Annotated in this window: 16 protein-coding genes; 10 read left to right on the top strand and 6 right to left on the bottom strand. The window is 71.3% G+C overall.

Annotation, left to right across the window (positions count from 1 at the left end; all coding sequences use genetic code 11):
- The first annotated feature begins 46 nt into the window (after positions 1-46).
- Positions 47-475 carry a VOC family protein gene (locus tag V8J39_RS05855; RefSeq protein ID WP_336459903.1) on the top strand — a complete coding sequence of 143 codons (429 nt, stop codon included), beginning with the start codon at positions 47-49 and terminating at the stop codon, positions 473-475.
- A gap of 35 nt (positions 476-510) precedes the next feature.
- Here V8J39_RS05855 and V8J39_RS05860 read toward each other — a convergent pair whose 3' ends face one another.
- Entirely contained in the window at positions 511-1512 is a 1002-nt protein-coding gene (locus tag V8J39_RS05860; RefSeq protein WP_336459904.1) for a hypothetical protein, read from the bottom strand.
- Positions 1513-1696: 184 nt separating this feature from the next.
- Between V8J39_RS05860 and V8J39_RS05865 the strand changes: the two genes are divergently transcribed.
- The 8 genes from V8J39_RS05865 (at position 1697) to V8J39_RS05900 (ending at position 9748) form a co-directional block, all read left to right on the top strand.
- On the top strand, positions 1697-2419 hold the full coding sequence (locus V8J39_RS05865) for a haloacid dehalogenase type II (RefSeq protein ID WP_336459905.1): 723 nt from the start codon (positions 1697-1699) through the stop codon (positions 2417-2419).
- Positions 2416-3270, top strand: coding sequence for an alpha/beta fold hydrolase (locus tag V8J39_RS05870; RefSeq protein WP_336459906.1), 855 nt, complete (start codon positions 2416-2418; stop codon positions 3268-3270). The genes V8J39_RS05865 and V8J39_RS05870 overlap by 4 nt, the downstream gene beginning before the upstream one ends.
- Positions 3267-4250, top strand: coding sequence for a threonine ammonia-lyase (locus V8J39_RS05875; RefSeq protein ID WP_336459907.1), 984 nt, complete (start codon positions 3267-3269; stop codon positions 4248-4250). Before V8J39_RS05870 ends, V8J39_RS05875 begins: the two co-directional genes overlap by 4 nt.
- Entirely contained in the window at positions 4250-5134 is an 885-nt protein-coding gene (locus V8J39_RS05880; protein ID WP_336459908.1) for an alpha/beta fold hydrolase, read from the top strand. The genes V8J39_RS05875 and V8J39_RS05880 overlap by 1 nt, the downstream gene beginning before the upstream one ends.
- An 88-nt stretch (positions 5135-5222) precedes the next feature.
- The gene (locus V8J39_RS05885; protein ID WP_336459909.1) at positions 5223-6479 is read left to right on the top strand and encodes a TCR/Tet family MFS transporter; all 1257 of its coding nucleotides are present in this window, start codon (positions 5223-5225) and stop codon (positions 6477-6479) included.
- A gap of 50 nt (positions 6480-6529) precedes the next feature.
- The gene (locus V8J39_RS05890) at positions 6530-7780 is read left to right on the top strand and encodes a mandelate racemase/muconate lactonizing enzyme family protein (protein WP_336459910.1); all 1251 of its coding nucleotides are present in this window, start codon (positions 6530-6532) and stop codon (positions 7778-7780) included.
- Complete coding sequence (locus V8J39_RS05895) at positions 7773-8687, top strand: aminotransferase class IV (RefSeq protein ID WP_336459911.1); 915 nt, start codon at positions 7773-7775, stop codon at positions 8685-8687. The genes V8J39_RS05890 and V8J39_RS05895 overlap by 8 nt, the downstream gene beginning before the upstream one ends.
- Positions 8688-9076: 389 nt before the next feature.
- Positions 9077-9748, top strand: coding sequence for an outer membrane protein (locus V8J39_RS05900; RefSeq protein WP_336459912.1), 672 nt, complete (start codon positions 9077-9079; stop codon positions 9746-9748).
- Between the two features lie 301 nt (positions 9749-10049).
- Here V8J39_RS05900 and V8J39_RS05905 read toward each other — a convergent pair whose 3' ends face one another.
- The 5 genes from V8J39_RS05905 to betI form a co-directional block, all read right to left on the bottom strand.
- Positions 10050-10280, bottom strand: coding sequence for a helix-turn-helix domain-containing protein (locus V8J39_RS05905; protein WP_336459913.1), 231 nt, complete (start codon positions 10278-10280; stop codon positions 10050-10052).
- Between the two features lie 277 nt (positions 10281-10557).
- Positions 10558-12219 carry a choline dehydrogenase gene (gene betA, locus V8J39_RS05910; RefSeq protein ID WP_336459914.1) on the bottom strand — a complete coding sequence of 554 codons (1662 nt, stop codon included), beginning with the start codon at positions 12217-12219 and terminating at the stop codon, positions 10558-10560.
- A 263-nt stretch (positions 12220-12482) separates the two neighbouring features.
- Complete coding sequence (betB, locus tag V8J39_RS05915; protein ID WP_336459915.1) at positions 12483-13934, bottom strand: betaine-aldehyde dehydrogenase; 1452 nt, start codon at positions 13932-13934, stop codon at positions 12483-12485.
- 44 nt (positions 13935-13978) lie between these two features.
- Positions 13979-15487, bottom strand: a complete 1509-nt coding sequence (betC, locus tag V8J39_RS05920; RefSeq protein WP_336459916.1) for a choline-sulfatase — start codon at positions 15485-15487, stop codon at positions 13979-13981.
- Between the two features lies 1 nt (position 15488).
- Positions 15489-16082 (bottom strand): choline-binding transcriptional repressor BetI, encoded by a 594-nt coding sequence (gene betI, locus V8J39_RS05925; protein WP_336459917.1) that lies wholly within the window; start codon positions 16080-16082, stop codon positions 15489-15491.
- 114 nt (positions 16083-16196) lie between these two features.
- Between betI and choX the strand changes: the two genes are divergently transcribed.
- The gene (gene choX / locus V8J39_RS05930; RefSeq protein ID WP_336459918.1) at positions 16197-17117 is read left to right on the top strand and encodes a choline ABC transporter substrate-binding protein; all 921 of its coding nucleotides are present in this window, start codon (positions 16197-16199) and stop codon (positions 17115-17117) included.
- Positions 17118-17123 lie beyond the last annotated feature (6 nt).

The raw sequence follows: 17123 nt of genomic DNA on the forward strand, positions 1-17123 counted from the left end.
CCGCCCCCGGACCACACCCCGAGACGACCCCAGGAGGAGACCCGAAATGACCTCGCCCCAGTTGATCTTCGTGAACCTGCCGGTGACCGACCTGCCCCGCGCCCGCGCCTTCTACGAAGGCATCGGCTTCACCATCAATCCGCAGTTCTCGGACGACACCGCCGCCTGCGTCGTGGTGTCCGACACGATCCACCTGATGATCCTGACCCATGCGAAATTCGCGGGCTTCGCGCCGCGCCCGCTGGCCGATCCCGCGCAGGGCTGCGCGGTGCTGACCTGCCTGTCGCGCGACAGCCGCGACGCGGTCGACGCGATCACCGAGGCCGCAGTGCGCGCGGGCGGCACCGACAACGACAAGGTGCAGGACTACGGCTTCATGTACGGGCGCAGCTTCTCGGACCCCGACGGCAACGTGTTCGAGGTGATGTGGATGGACCTCGCCGCCGCGCAGGAGGCGATGGGCGCCGCCGGCTGATCGGGCGAGGGGCATCGCCCCCTGCGCGGCGGCCGCTAGCGCAGCGCCACTGCGAAGACCGCCGCCAACGCCAGCAGGTGCGCCGCCGCGATCACCCCGCCCCGGCGCGCATCGCGCCGCGCGACCGCCCGCGCCGGCGCGCCCGGCTCGGCCCGGCGCCGGGCCCGGTGGCTCAGCAGCGACAGGAGCAGCATCCCCAGGATCATGCTGAAGGTCAGGAACGTGACCTGATCGACGGTGCCGAAACTGGCATCGAAGCCGATCGCGTCCTCGAAGCGGTAGCGGTTGAAGACCGCGGCGAAGATCGCGCCGGTGGTCATGCCGATCCGGGTGCCCAACTCCTCGACCGGGACCAGCAGCGTCAGCCCCGCGATCACGAGCGCGACGAAGAAGCCGGTGAACTTCTCGAACAGCAGCGGCGAGACCCGCCGGTCGATCCCGATCCCCAGCGTCACGCGCGAAAAGGCCGGCTGCCCGGCGCGGTGGCCGAAGCCGGTGTCATAGCGCCGCTCGGCCGCGCCCAGCGCCAGCGCCCCGATGCGCCAGCCCGGCAGGTGCACCTCGTCCGAGATCACCGAGTCGGCGCGGTCGGGCACCAGCACGATCCGGTCCGCGGTCTCGGCCGCCTCGATCGGCAGCGACAGGTGCTGGCGGTCGAACGGGTAGCGGCGCAGGTCGAAGGCATGATCCACCACCACCCGGAACGCGACCACGGCATAGACCGAGCCGTCGGGCCGGCGGCTGCGCACGAAGGGCGTGACCACGACCTCGCGCGCGAGGATCTCCATGTCGTGCGCCGGGTCGAAGCTGCCGCCCGGATCGCTGAACCAGACATAGCCCGACAGGCCGAAGCTGCCGTCGCCCGGGTCGATCGCGTGCAGGCTGGTGACGAAGGCGCCGGTGCGCACCTCGCGCGGCGCGGGCTGGGCAAGCGCGCCCCCGGCCCAGGCCAGGAGCCACAACAGCCCGGAAAGCAGGAACAGGTCGGGCAGCCACCCCGGCGCGGGCAGCCACGACGGCAGCATCGGTCGGATCACGCACGGCACCGGCAATCGCTCCTGCTGGGGGCGGATGCCGCAGGATGCGGCGCCGCGCGGCCGGGATCAAGGATCGCGGCGGCGGGCGGGGATCGCGACGGCCCGAGGGGGGGTGGCCCCCGCCCCGGGGCTGTGACAGTCTCGCCGCGCCGGCCCCGACCGGCCACCGGGAAGGAGGCCCGCGATGACCGCTTCCGACAACAGGCTGGGCTGGGTCCACCCGCGCGCCTGCGTCTTCGACGCCTACGGCACGCTGTTCGACGTGGCCTCAGCCGCGCGGCGCGCCGCCGCCGAGCCGGGCGGCGCCGCGCTTGCCGGGCTCTGGCCGCGGCTGGCCGAGGACTGGCGGCGCAAGCAGCTGGAGTACACCTGGCTGCGCAGCCTCATGGGCCAGCACGCCGATTTCGCCACCGTCACCGCCGAGGCGCTGGACTGGGCGCTCGACACCCATGCCCCCGGGGCGGGCGCGCCGCTGCGCGACCGGCTGCTCGCGCTCTATGACCGGCTCGAGGCCTATCCCGAGGTGCCCGCGGTGCTGGCGGCGCTGCGGCGCGCGGGACTGCCCTGCGCGATCCTGTCGAACGGCAGCCCCGCGATGCTGGCCGCCGCCACCGCCTCGGCCGGGATCGACGCGCTTCTCGACGCGCGGCTGTCGGTCGAGACGGTGGGCGTGTTCAAGCCCGCCCCCGTGGTCTACGCGCTGGCGACCGACGCCTTCGACTGCACCCCGGCCGAGATCCTGTTCGTGTCCTCGAACGGCTGGGACGTGGCGGGGGCGGCGCAGTTCGGCTTCCGCACCGCCTGGGTGAACCGCGCCGGCGCCCGGCCCGAGCGGCTGCCGAAGGGCCCCGACCGGGTGCTGCCCGACCTCTCCCCCCTCCCCGCCCTGACAGGAGCCCTGCCGTGACCGATTTCCTCACCGCCTCGGACGGGGTGCGCATCGCCTATGACGACCGCGGCAGCGGGCAGCCGCTGCTGTGCCTCTCGGGGCTGACGCGCAACATGGGCGATTTCGAATTCGTCCTGCCGCTCGCCGGGCGCTGCCGGCTGATCCGCATGGACTATCGCGGCCGCGGCCGGTCCGACCACGCGCCCCACGCGACCTACAACCTGATGCGCGAGGGGCAGGACGCGCTTGAGCTGCTGGACCATCTGGGGATCGCGCGGACCGCGATCCTCGGCACCTCGCGCGGCGGGCTGATCGCGATGGGGCTCGCCGGGGTCGCCAAGCCGCGGCTGTCGGGCGTGGTGCTGAACGACGTGGGCCCGGTGATCGACCCCGGCGGGCTCGCGCGGATCTTCGACTACGTCGGCCGCCAGCCCGCGGCGGCCACGCTCGACGACATGGCCGAGCGCACCCGGGCCGCGCTGGAAGCCGACTTCCCCGGCGTTCCGCTGGCCCGCTGGCGGCGGATGATGGACCACTGGTACCGCCCCGCGCATCCCGGAACCGAGGGCACCGGCATCCGCCTGAACTACGACCCGAAGCTTCTGGACGCGATGAAGGAGCAGACGGTGACCGGCACGATCACCGACCTGTGGCCGTTCTTCGACGCGCTCGACGGGCTGCCCCTGGGCGCGATCCGGGGCGCGAACTCGGACCTGCTGTCGCCCGCGACCCTGGCCGAGATGGCGCGCCGCCGCCCCGACATGCTGGTTGCCGAGGTGCCCGATCGCGGCCATGTACCGTTCCTTGACGAGCCGGCGGCGGTCCGGCTTCTCGAAACCTTCCTCGACCGCCTGCAGGACCAGCCATGACCGACATCACCCGCATCCTCGCCGCCGCCGAGCGGCTGAAGGGCCACATCCGCCGCACGCCGCTGCTGTCCTCGCCCTTCCTCGACGAGATCGCCGGCCGCCGGGTGCTGGTGAAGGCCGAATGCCTGCAGCACACCGGCTCGTTCAAGGCCCGCGGCGGCTGGTCGGCGGTCTCGGCCCTGCCCGAGGCGGTCCGCGGCCGCGGCGTCATCGCCTTCTCCTCGGGCAACCACGCGCAGGGGGTGGCGGCGGCCGCGAAGGCCTTCGGCATCCCCGCGGTGATCATCATGCCCGCCGATGCGCCGGCGCTGAAGATCGCCAACACCCGCGCGCTGGGGGCCGAGGTCGTGCTCTACGACCGCGCCGGCGGCGCCAGCCGCGAGGCGATCGGGGCCGAGCTGTCGGCGGCGCGCGGCCTGACGCTGATCCGGCCCTTCGACGACCCCGAGGTGATCGCGGGCCAGGGCACCTGCGGGCTCGAGATCGCCGAGCAGGCGGCCGGGATGGGCGTCAGCACGGCCGATGTCGTCGTCTGCTGCGGCGGCGGCGGGCTGACCTCGGGCATCGCGCTCGCGCTCGAGGCGAAGGCGCCGGGGCTGCGCGTGCGCCCGGCCGAGCCCGAGGGCTTCGACGACACCGCCCGCTCGCTCGCCACCGGCACCCCGCAGAGCAACGCCGCGCCCTCGGGCTCGATCTGCGACGCGATCGTCACCCCGGCGCCGGGCCAGCTGACCTTCCCGGTGCTGCAGCGCCTTGCGGGCCCGGGGCTCGTGGTCAGCGACGACGAGGCGATGATGGCCATGGCGCTCGCCTTCACCCGGCTGAAGATCGTGGTCGAGCCGGGCGGCGCCGTCGCGCTGGCCGCCTGCCTGTTCCGCAAGGACCGGATCGAGGGCGAGGCGGTGATCTGCACCGCCTCGGGCGGCAATGTCGACGCCGCGCTCTATGCCGAGGCGCTTGGCCGCTACGGGCACCTGTGATGCCCGGGCAGGATCTCGCGCTGGACGGGCTCAGCCTGCACTGGCGCGCCGACGGCGACCCGGCGGGGCGGCCGCTGGTGCTGATCCACGGGCTGGGGCAGGACCTGACCCTGTGGGACGCGGTGGTGCCGCTGCTGCCGGCGGGGCTTCGGATCCTGCGGCTGGACCTGCGCGGGCACGGAGGCTCGTCGGTGCCGGCGCCGCCCTATGCGATGGGCGCGCTGATCCGCGACACCGAGGCCGCGATGGACCATTGGGGCCTGCGCGACGCGGTCGTCGCGGGGCTGGGCCTCGGCGGGCTGGTGGCGCAGGCGCTGGCGGTCAAGCGGCTGGATCTGGTGCGGGCGCTGGTGCTGTCGAACACGGCCGTGAAGATCGCGACGCCCGCGGTCTGGGCGCGCCGGATCGCGGCGGTCGAGGACGGCGGTCTTGCCGCCATCGCCGCCGACGAGATCGCGCGCTGGTTCCCGCGCGCGGCCCGCACCGGCCCGCAGGCCGAGGCCTGCCGGGCGCGGCTGCTGGGCTGCGACCCGCGCGGCTGGGCCGGGGCGGCGGCGGCGATCGCGGGGACCGACCTGCTGACGCCCAGCTCGGGCCTGCGGCTGCCGACGCTGGTCGTCGCGGGCTCGGACGACGGCGCGACCCCGCCCGACCTGATGCGCGAGCTGGCCGGGCTGATCCCGGGCGCGGACTTCACGCTGCTGCGCCGCACCGGCCACCTGCCCCCCGCCGATGCCCCCGGCCCCTGGGCCGAGGCGGTGTCGGCCTTCCTCGCCCGCATCGGCGAGACGCGGGCAGAGCCGGCGCCGGACCCGGCGCCCCGTCACCATCACCACCACGGCCACGGCCACGGGCACGGGCACGGGCACGGCCACCACCACTGACGGCCAAGTCCCGTTTCCGGCACCGACAGGTCGCATCCGGCCAAGCCCGCCGGGGCGCGCCCCCTAGGCTCGGCCGCAAGGAGTCCCGATGCCCAGCCGCCTTGCCCTGCCCTTCATCCTGATCACGGTGATGATCGACGCGGTCGGGATCGGGCTGATCCTGCCGGTGCTGCCGGGCCTGATCGAGGATCTGACCGGCGCGGGGCTGGGCGACGCGGCGCTCTGGGGCGGGCTGCTGGCCTCGGGCTACGCGGTGATGCAGTTCCTGTTCGGCCCGCTGCTTGGCAACCTGTCGGACCGCTTCGGGCGGCGGCCGGTGATCCTTGCCTCGCTCGCGATGATGGCGCTGAACTATCTGGCGATGGCCGTCGCCGGGTCGATCTGGCTGCTGTTCGCGGGGCGGCTCGTCTCGGGCGTCACCGGGGCCACCCATGCCGCGGCGAACGCGGTCGCGGCCGACATCTCGGGCCCGGACGACCGCGCCCGCCGCTTCGGCCAGATCGGCGCCGCGCTGGGCGCGGGCTTCGTCGCCGGGCCGCTGCTGGGCGGGCTGCTGGCCACGATCGACCTGCGCGCGCCGTTCTGGGCCGCCGCCGGGCTTGCGGCGGCGAACCTGGTCTTCGGCCTGCTGGCGCTGCCCGAGACGGTGACGCCCGCGAACCGCCGCCCGTTCCGCTGGGCCCGCGCCAACCCGCTGGGCGCGTTCCGCGCGGTGGCGCGGCTGCCGGGGCTGGGGCGGATGCTGACGATCTACGGGCTTTACGCGGTGGCGATGTTCGTCTGGCCCTCGGTCTGGGCCTTCTACGGCGCGGTGCAGTTCGGCTGGGACCCGGTCCGCATCGGCGGCTCGCTCGCGCTCTACGGCGCGGCGATGGCGCTGGTGCAGGCGGTGCTGGTCGGGCGGCTGACGCGCCGCTTCGGCGACCGCGGCACGCTCTACCTCGGGATGGGGATCGAGCTTGTGACCTACCTGTTCTACGGCGTCGTCACCTCGGGCGGGCTCGCGCTGCTGTTCACGCCGGTCTCGGCGCTGGGATCGGTGGTGATGCCCGCGCTGCAAAGCCGGATGAGCCGCGCCGCCGCCGCCGATGCGCAGGGCGAGCTTCAGGGCGTCATCGGCAGCCTGATGGCGGTCGCGATGTGCCTCTCGCCGCTGGTGATGACGGCCGTCTTCGGCGCCTTCACCCGGCCGGGCGGCCCGCTGCCGCACCTGCCGGGCGCGCCCTTCCTCGTCTCGGCGGTGCTGATCGTCACCTGCCTCGCGCTCTTGCGCGCCGAGCCGAGGCTGCCGCGCCCCGCCGACGCCGACGCCGAAGACGAGCCCGCCGCCCGCCCTGACGCCTGAACCGCCCCCCGAACCACCCGCCAAACCGCCCCCGAACCGGAGCCGCCGCCATGATCCTCAAGGACCTCGAGATCTTCATCGTCTCGCCCCCCGCCCCCGGCTGGGGCGGGCGCTACTGGATCTTCCCCAAGATCACCACCGCCGACGGGATCGTGGGCTATGGCGAATGCTACGCCTCGACCGTGGGGCCGAAGGCGATGGTCGCGGTGATCGAGGACGTGTTCGAGCGCCACATGCGCGGCTCGCGCGCCGAGGATATCGAGCTGATGTTCCGCCGCGCCTATTCCTCGGGTTTCACCCAACGGCCGGACCCGACGGTGATGGGCGCGTTCTCGGGGCTCGAGATCGCCTGCTGGGACATCCTGGGCAAGATCCGCGACCGCCCGGTCTGGGCGCTTCTGGGTGGCAAGGTGAACCCGCGGCTGCGCAGCTACACCTACATCTACCCCCGCCCCGATCAGGACCATGCCGCGTTCTGGACCGACGCAGACGCCCATGGCGAGGCGGCGGCGCGGCTGGTCGCGCAGGGCTTCACCGCGCTGAAGTTCGACCCCGCCGGTCCCTACACGATCCACGGCGGCCATGAACCGGCCATGTCCGACATCACCCGCTCGGCCGCGTTCTGCGGCGCGATCCGCGCCGGCGTCGGCGACCGGGCCGACCTGCTGTTCGGCACCCACGGCCAGTTCAACGTCGCCGGCGCGATCCGCATGGGCCACGCGATCGAGCCCTTCGGCCCGCTGTGGTACGAAGAGCCGATCCCCCCCGACGCCACCGCCGACCTCGCCCGGGTCGCGGCGGCGGTGCGGGTGCCGGTCGCCACCGGCGAGCGGCTGACGACGAAGCAGGAATTCGCCGCCGTCCTGCGCGCCGGCGCGGCCGAGATCCTGCAACCCGCGCTCGGGCGTGCGGGCGGCATCCTCGAGGGCCGCAAGATCGCCGCCATCGCCGAGGTGTTCAGCGCCCAGGTCGCGCCGCATCTCTATGCCGGGCCCGTCGAATGGGCCGCCAACATCCATCTGGGCGTGTCGATCCCCAACCTGCTGATGGTCGAGACGATCGAGCAGGGCGGCGACTTCCACATGGCGCTGACCGGCCACCGCCTGACCTGGGAAGAGGGCTATGTCCTCGCGCCCGAGGGGCCGGGCCTCGGGATCGACTTCGACGAGGCGCTCGCCCGCGCCCACCCGTGGCACGGCGACCGGCTGCACCTCGAGATGCAGGAGGCGCCCTGCGACTATGCCCGCCCCAACCGCTTCGAAGGCGGCGCCCCCCGCACACAGGAGACCACCGATGCGTGACATGACCGACTATGCCCGCGGCGCGGCCTATCTCGCGGGCGACTACATGCCGATCGCCGAGGCGAAGATCCCGGTGACGCACTGGGGCTATCGCCGCTCGGACGTGACCTATGACGTGGTGGGCGTGCGCGACGGCGCCTTCTTCCGGCTCGACGACCACATCGCGCGGTTCCGCGCCTCGATGACCCGGCTCAGGATGACCCCGCCCGAGACCGACGACGAGATCCGCGCGATCCTGCACCGCACCGTCGCGCTGTCGGGGCTGCGCGACGCCTATGTCGCGATGGACTGCCTGCGCGCCTCGCCCCCGCCCGGCGCGCCGCGCCACCCCGCCTTCGCGCCCAGCTACCTGATCTGCACCGCCGTGCCCTGGGTCTGGGTCGCGTCAGAGGAGATGATCGCGCGCGGCATGCACCTGATGATCCCGAAGGTGCGCCGGATCCCGCCCGAAAGCTTCGACCCGCGGGTGAAGAACTTCCACTGGGGCGACCTGACCGAGGGCCAGTTCGAGGCGCTGGACGCCGGCGCCGACTTCGCGATCCTCACCGATGCCGAGGACTGCGTGACCGAAGGCGCGGGCTTCAACGTCTTCATGGTGGCGGGCGGCCGGGTGGTCACGCCCGCGCGCGGCGCGCTCGACGGGGTGACCCGCGCCTCGGTGCTCGAGCTGTGCGCGGAAGAAGGCATCCCGACCGAGATCCGCGCGATCCCCGCCGACGAGTTCCGGCAGGCCGACGAGATCTTCGGCTGCACAACCGCGGGCGGCATCATGCCCGCAAGCCGCATCGACGGGCGGATCATGGGCAACGACCGCCCCGGGCCCCTGTCCGAGCGGCTGCGCCAGCGGTTCTGGGCCCGCCGGGCCGAGGGCTGGCACGCGACCCCGGTCGACTACGCAAGCGCCTGATCGGCGCAAGCGCCTGACCGGGGCCTGACCGGGCGCGCGGCCACCCGAGCTGGCGCGCGCCGGGACCCTGCAAGGCTGGGCCCCTGCAAGGCCGTGACCCCGCAAGCCCCATGGGGTCCCGCCCCACTCATGTGAAGGGCACGCGGCATCACTTCCGCTCACCGCGCGTTGAACCGGCCCGAACCCGCCGAGGCCGAAGCCGGCGCTCGGCGGGAAGCAGCCGCGCCCCCGCGATCACGCCCGCCTCACGGCTTCGTAGGGAACGAATTTCCGATCCCGCCCGTTAAGTGGGCACGACGCGTTCGCGAGCAGCAAGGACGCGCGCGCCCGGCCGCCACTGACTCTCAAGCGGAACCCGGGCGACGGAACTGAGAGACGGAGTAAATCCCATGACGTTTTCCAAGAAATTCGCGCTCCCGCTGATGGCGGGGCTGGTCGGCGGCGTGGCGATGCCGGCCTTCGCCGGCGGCTACATCGAGCCGACGCCGCAGCCGGCCCCGGTCGTCGTGGCCGAGCCGCTCACCTACGGTGCCTGGCAGGGTGGCTATGTCGGCGCCAACGTCGGCTGGGCCGACCTGGATTCGGATCCCGATTTCGGCAGCACCGGCAGCATCTCGACCAACGGCGAGACCTTCGGCCTCGGCGGCGGCTACAACTGGCAGAACGGCGCCTGGGTCTATGGTATCGAGGGTGACATCTCGACCGCCGACCTGAAGGACAGCGAGTCCGACAACGGCGAGACGCTGGGCGTGGACATCGACATGATGGCGACCCTGCGTGGCCGCATCGGCTATGACATGGGCAACTGGATGCCCTACGCCACCGCCGGTGTCGCCGCCGCCAAGGCCGACTACACCTACGACACCGCCGCGGGCCGCTCGTCGGATTCGCAGACCATGACCGGCTACACCGCGGGTCTGGGCGTCGAGTACAAGCTCAGCGAGCAGTGGTCGGCCAAGGGCGAGTACCTCTACACCAAGTTCGACGGCCACCACGATTCCGAGGGTGACATCGACCACGACGTGAACCAGCTGCGCCTGGGCATGAACTACCACTTCTGATCGGCCGGCCCGAGCGATCGGGCCCGATCGGATCCCAGGGGCGCCCTTCGGGGCGCCCCTTCGCATGTCCGGGCCCCGCCGCAGCCCCCTGCCTGAGACCACCTGCCAGACCCGTCCTCCGGTCCGATCCCGTCCCGGTGTCTGGCGCCCGGCGCTCGTCGCCCGGCACGGCGACCACGACCGCCACGGCGGCAGCATCAAGGGCTCGGCGCAGCAAAAAGGGGCGCCGGCCCCGCGGCCGCGCCCCCCGATCCCGGATGTCATTGGTTCCGGCCGCCCCTGCGCGGACGCGGGGCGCTCCTCAGCCCTCGCAGACCCTGGCCCGCGCGGCGAGGTCCTCGGGCCGGGCACCAAGCACGGCGGACAGCGCCGCAAGCTCGCGCGAGCTCGGCACCCGCTCGGCGCGCTCGATCTCGCCGATCGCGTCGACGGGCACCTCGGACAGCAGTGACAGGACCTTGCGCGTCATCGGCGCCGACAGCCGCCAAGCCGCGACCGACGACAGGCCATAGGATTCGTACGTCGCAATCATTGGCCGGCGCGCGGCGGCGCCGAGAATAGAACCTAGGGTTTCCAATGCAGATCTCCCGTTCCGCCCAAAGCTTGCCCGTGGCAATCACAGGGCGCAATGAAGAAATCGCCGTGGCGCGGAAACGTTCCGGGGCGAATTCGGGGACAGGCGATTTATCGCCGCCTTTCCAACGGCTTAAGCCATCACAGGTTGCCCCGCGCACCGCCCCGGCAACCTTGGGGTGCACCACGACGCATCAGGGTTGTCCGGGGCGGCGGCGCGGCATCCGGCGGCTGTGTCAACGCTGCGCCACCTGCCAGCGATCCGACATCCACGGCGCCGCATTCGACGGCGCCAGCATCCCCTGCCCCAGCAGGTGGTCCGCCACCTTTTCGCCCACCATGATCGAGGGCGCGTTGAGGTTGCCGTTGGTGATCTGCGGGAAGATCGAGCTGTCGGCGACGCGCAGCCCCTCGACCCCGATCACCCGCGCCTCGGGATCGACCACGGCCATCGGGTCGTCCGCCGCGCCCATCCGCGCCGTGCCGCAGGGGTGGTAGGCGCTCTCGGCATGCTCGCGGATGAAGCTGTCGATCTCGGCATCGCTCTGCAGCGCGGCACCGGGCTGGATCTCGTGGCGGACATGGGGGGCGAAGGCCGGCTGCTCGAAGATCTCGCGCGTCAGGCGCACGCAGCGGCGGAACTCCTCCCAGTCGCTGTCCTGCGACATGTAGTTGAAGCGGATCACCGGCTTCTCGGCCGGATCGGCCGAGCGCAGCGTGACCGCCCCGCGCGAGCGCGAGCGCATCGGCCCGACATGGACCTGGAAGCCGTGGCCCTCGGCCGCGGCGCGGCCGTCGTAGCGCACCGCGATCGGCAGGAAGTGGTACTGGATGTCGGGATAGTCGACCCCGGGGGCCGACCGGATGAAGGCGCAGCTTTCGAACTGGTTCGAGGCGCCAAGCCCGGTGCCGGTCAGCATCCACTGCGCCCCCACCATCGCCTTGCCCCAGAGGTTCCAGTACTTGAACAGCGTGATCGGCTGCTTGGCCGCGAACTGCATGTAGACCTCGAGGTGGTCCTGCAGGTTCGCCCCCACCCCGGGCCGGTCGGCGACAGTCTCGATCCCGTGCTCGCGCAGGTGCTCGGCGCAGCCGATCCCCGACAGCATCAGCAGCTTCGGCGTGTTGATCGACGAGGCCGCCAGCACCACCTCGTGGCGCGGCCGAAGCACCTCGACCCGCCCGCCGCGGGCGATCTCGACGCCGACGGCGCGGCCGTCCTCGATCACCACCCGCCGCGCAAGGCCCCGGATCAGCCGCAGCCGCCCGGTCTTCAGCGCCGGGCGCAGGTAGGCATTGGCCGCCGACCAGCGCCGCCCGCGCCAGATCGTCGCCTCCATCGCGCCGAAGCCTTCCTGCTTCTCGCCGTTGTAATCCTCGGTCACCTCGTAGCCGGCCTGGCCCCCGGCCTCGACGAAGGCCTGGAACAGCGGATTCGACCGCGGCCCGCGGGTGACGTGCAGCGGCCCGTCATGGCCCCGGAAGGCCGAGCCGCCGCCGGCATCGCCGCCGTGCCAGTGCTCCATCCGCTTGAAATAGGGCAGCACGTCGGCATAGCCCCAGCCCTGCGCGCCCATCTCGGCCCAGGTGTCGAAGTCGCGGGCATGGCCGCGCACGAAGACCATGCCGTTGATCGAGGACGAACCGCCGATGACCTTGCCCCGCGGCGTGGCCAGGCGCCGGTTGCCCAGATGCGGCTCGGGCTCGGACGAAAAGCCCCAGTCGTAGATCGGCATGTTCATCGGATAGCTCAGCGCGCCCGGCATCTGGATGAAGGGCCCGCGGTCCGAACCGCCGAACTCGACCATTTCCACCGACTTGCCGGCCATCACCAGCCGGTAGGCCGCCGCCGACCCGCCCGAGCCCGCGCCCACGATCACATAATCCGCATCCGCCATCGTCCGATCCCCGCGACTGTCCGCGCCCGGCGGCGGGCGGGGTCCCCGCCCCCCCCGCACGCTGGCGCGCCCCGGGGATCCTGCCCCCGGGCAAATGAAATTCCCCTCCCCCCGAAGACCATCCCCGGGAGGGGCCGCCGGGCGGAACCCCGGCCAAAGGCGCCGTCCTGCGCCGCCCGGAACGGGCGGCGCCCGGCCCAACCATGGACAAGGGGGCGCAGGCCCCCGCAGGCCGTGGGCGGGAGCCCCCCGCCCGGGCCCCCTCAGTACGGCGCGTCGACCGGGCCGAGCCCCAGGTAGACCGACTTCACCTGGCTGTAGTGCTCGATCGCGGCCTTCGCGTTCTCGCGCCCCACGCCCGAGCGCTTGACGCCGCCGAAGGGCGCCTCGACCGGGGTGAGGTTGTAGGCGTTGATCCAGGTCGTCCCCGCCTGCAGCCCCGCCACCATCCGGTGCGCGCGCGCCAGGTCGGCGGTGAACACCCCCGCCGCCAGCCCCTCTTCCGAGCCATTGGCCCGCGCCAGCACCTCGTCCTCGGTCTCGAAGTCCAGCACCGACATGACGGGTCCGAAGATCTCCTCGCGCGCGATGGTCATCGCGTCGGTGACGTCGGCGAAGACCGTAGGCTCGACATAGAGCCCGTCCTTCATCGACCCGCCGGTGACCAGCGTCGCGCCCTCGTCCCTGGCGACCTGCAGGTAGTGCGCGACCTTCTCGGCCTGCATCCGCGACACCAGCGGCCCCATCTGCGTCGCCTCCGCGCGCGGATCGCCGATCACGATCGCCTCGGTCCGCGCCTTCAGCCGCTCAAGAAACTTCGCCTTGATGCCCTTCTGCACGAAGACCCGGGTGCCGTTCGAACAGATCTGCCCGGTGGAGTAGAAATTCCCCAGCATCGCCGCGCCGACGGCATCCTCGACCGACGCGTCGTCGAAGACGATCAGCGGCGACTTGCCGCCCAGCTCCATCGTCACCGCCCGGATGCCTTCGGCGGCGGCCGCGTAGACCTTGCGGCCCGTGGCGACCGAGCCGGTGAGCGACACCTTCGCCACCCGAGGGTCGGTCACCAGCGAAGCGCCCACCGCGCCGCGCCCCTGCACCACGTTGAACAGCCCCGGCGGCAGCCCGGCCTCGATGTAGATCTCGGCCAGCTTCAGCGTGCACAGCGGCGTCGTCTCCGACGGCTTGAACACCATCGCATTGCCCATCGCGAGCGCGGGCGCCGATTTCCAGCAGGCGATCTGGGTCGGGTAGTTCCAGGCGCCGATGCCCACGCAGACGCCCAGGGGCTCGCGGATCGTGTAGACCATGTCGCGCCCCAGAGGGATCGTCTCGCCGGTCACCGTGGGCGCGAGGCCCGCGAAATATTCAAGGCAATCCGCCCCCGAGGTCGCATCGGCATAGCGCGTCTCGTTGATCGGCTTGCCGGTGTCGAGCGTCTCGAGCTGGCTCAGCTCCTCGTTGCGCTCGCGGATGATCTGGACGGCGCGCGACAGGATCCGGGCCCGCTCGACCGGGCGCATCGCCGCCCAGTCCTTCTGGGCACGTTCCGCCGAGGCGATCGCCGCCTCGACGATCGCGGGCGTCGCCTCGTGCAGACGCGCGATCACCGCGCCGGTGGCGGGAAAGATCACCTCGATCTCGGCGCCGGCGGTGTCCTCGACATAGGCGCCGTCGATGAAATGGCTGGCTTTGGGTTGGGCGGTGAGGGTCAAAAGGGCCTCCGGCGGGGATATTTGGACAAAGTCGAAACGGGCAGTCACTCCCCGCGGGGGTAGCGCTTGCTCTCCTCGAGGATGTTCAGGTCCATGTGGTTGCGCATGTAGGCCTCGGAGGCCTTCTTCAGCGGCTGGTAGTCCCAGGGGTAGTAGCCGCCCTGTCTGAGCGCCTCGTAGACCACCCAGCGCCGCGCCTGGCTGGCGCGGACATCGGCGTCGTAGCGCGCGAGGTCCCAGCGGGTGGCGGCATCGGCCTTCATCCGCGCCAGCACCTCGGCATGGGCCGGGTCGCCCGCGAGGTTGGTGAGTTCGTGCGGGTCGGCCTCGAGATCGAAGAGCTGGTCGGGGTCGAGCGCGCAGAGGTTCAGCTTGAACCGCCCCTCGCGCAGCGAGACGAGGGGCGCGTAGCTGGCCTCGGCCGCGTATTCCATCATCACCGGTGCGGTGCGCGCCGTGCCTTCGGCGGTCGGCATCAGCGAGGTGCCGTCGGTCCAGGGCATGACCTCGTCCATCGAGATGCCGGCGATGTCGCACAGCGTCGGGCAGACGTCGATCGTCGAGACCGGGTCGGTAACGAGGCGCGGTTCGAGGCCCGGCGCGCAGATCATCAGCGGCACCCGCGCCGAGCCTTCGAAGAAGTTCATCTTGAACCACAATCCGCGCTCGCCCAGCATGTCGCCATGGTCGGAGACGAAGAGGATCACCGCCTCTTGCCGCGTCGTCTCCAGCGCCTCGAGGATCTCGCCGATCTTCTCGTCGCAATAGGAGATGTTGGCGAAATAGGCGCGGCGCGAGCGGCGCGTCATCTCGTCGGTCAGATCGAAATTGTGCCAGTCCGAGGCGTCGAAGATCCGCTTCGAATGCGGGTCCTGCTCCTCGTAGGGGATCAGGCCGACCTCGGGTTCGAGATGGGCGCAGTCCTCGTAGAGGTCCCAGTGCTTCTTGCGCGCGACGTAGGGGTCGTGCGGATGGGTCATCGACACGGTCAGCATCCAGGGCCGGTCGTCGAGCCGGCGGCCGAGGTCGTAGACCTTCATCTTCGCCTCGTGGGCGACGTTGTCGTCATATTCCAGCTGGTTGGTGATCTCGGCGGTGCCGGCGCCGGTGACCGAGCCCATGTTGTGGTACCACCAGTCGATCCGCTCGCCGGGCTTGCGGTAATCGGGGGTCCAGCCGAAGTCGGCGGGGTAGATGTCGGTGGTCAGCCGTTCCTCGAACCCGTGCAGCTGGTCGGGGCCGACGAAGTGCATTTTTCCCGACAGGCACGTGCGATAGCCGGCGCGGCGAAGGTGGTGCGCGAAGGTCGGCACGTCCGAGCGGAACTCGGCCGCGTTGTCGTAGACGCCGGTGCGCGAGGGCAGCTGGCCCGACATGAACGCCGCGCGCCCCGGCGCGCAGAGCGGCGAGCCGGTATAGGCGTTGCGGAACCGCACCGAGCGTTCGGCGAGCTTCTTGAGGTTCGGCGCGTGCAGCCAGTCGGCGGGCCCGTCGGGGAACAGGGTCCCGTTGAGCTGGTCGACCATGAAGATCAGGATGTTGGGCCGCGTCACGTCATTGTCCTTTCAGGCGCCCGCGCGCCAGTTCAGCCTCGAGATGCCCCATGACCAGCGCCGCCGCGGCGGCGCGGTCGGGGGCGGTGCGCCCCAGCGCCGCGCGCAGGTAGACGCCGTCGATCAGCGCCCCCAGCGAATCGGCGATTCGTCCGGCGTTCTCGCCCACCAGCGGCCGCAGGTTGACCACGAGGTTCGACCGCAACCGCCGGCGGTAGATCTCGAGCAGCCGGTGCGCGCCGTCCATCGTCTGGGCCAGAACGTAGAAATTCATCCACGCCGCAATGACTTCGCGGCGGAAGTTCATCTGCGAGAACGACACCCGGACGATCGCCTCGATCCGGGCCTCCGGCCCTTCGACCGTGGCGAGCGCCCCGCGGACCTCGGCGCCATAAATTCCCAAAATGTGTCGCATCGCTGCGAGGAAGATCGCCTCTTTCGAGCCGAAATAGTGGTGGGCCAGCGCCGAGCTGACCCCGGCCCTGCGGGCGATCTGGGCGACCGTGACCTCTAGGGTTCCGGTCTGGCCGATCTCCTGTATGGTCGCGCGCACAATTTCGGCGCGGCGAAGCGGTTCTGCGGCTGGGCGTGCCATGTGTACCCGTGAAATGTGTTGCAATGTGATCCTAGTGATGAGTTAATTGACTCGTCAATCAAGAAACCCCGGGACGCAGATCCCGGATCAACATGACGCACAGGGGAGTGCTTTATGACGAAATTCCGCGACCTGACCCTTGCCGCCTCGGCCCTGGCCCTTTCGGCCCTGCCGGCCTTCGCGGCCTGTGACAGCGTCACCTTCTCGGACGTGGGCTGGACCGACATCACCACCACCACCTCGGCCGCCAAGCAGGTGCTCGAGGGCCTCGGCTACGACGTCGACGTCAAGCTGCTGTCGGTTCCGGTGACCTATGCCTCGATGGATTCGGGCGATGTCGACGTCTTCCTCGGCAACTGGATGCCGGCGCAGGAAGGCGCGATCAAACCCTATCTCGACAAGGGCACGATCGAGGTTCTGAAGACCAACCTCGAGGGCACGCAGTACACGCTGGCGGTGCCGACCTACCTGTATGACAAGGGCCTGCACAGCTATGCCGACATCGGCAAGTTCAAGGACGAGCTGGACGGCAAGATCTACGGCATCGAGCCCGGCAACGAGGGCAACGGCTACCTGATCTCGCTGACCGAGGCCGGCAAGCCGCTGGAAGGCTTCGAGGTCGTCGAAAGCTCGGAGCAGGGGATGCTCGCGCAGGTGTCGCGGCTTTACCCGCAGGAGAAGGGCGTGGTCTTCCTCGGCTGGGCGCCGCACCCGATGAACGCCCAGTTCGACCTCAAGTACCTGCCCGGCGGCGAGGACTTCTTCGGCGGCGCCGGCATCGTGCAGACCGTGGTGAAGAAGGGCTTTGCCGAATCCTGCCCGAACGTGGCCAAGCTGCTGTCGAACATGACCTTCTCGCTTCCGATGGAAAACGAGATCATGGGCAAGATCCTCAACGACGGCGAGGATCCCGACAAGGCGGTGCAGGCCTGGGTCGAGAAGAACCCCGAGGTGCTGGACACCTGGCTGGCCGGCGTGACCACCGAGGGTGGCGAAGACGGCCTGCCGGCCGTGAAGGAAGAGTTCGGGCTCTGACCCGGA

It is taken from the genome of Frigidibacter sp. MR17.24 (assembly GCF_037095655.1).
GTDB lineage: Bacteria > Pseudomonadota > Alphaproteobacteria > Rhodobacterales > Rhodobacteraceae > Frigidibacter.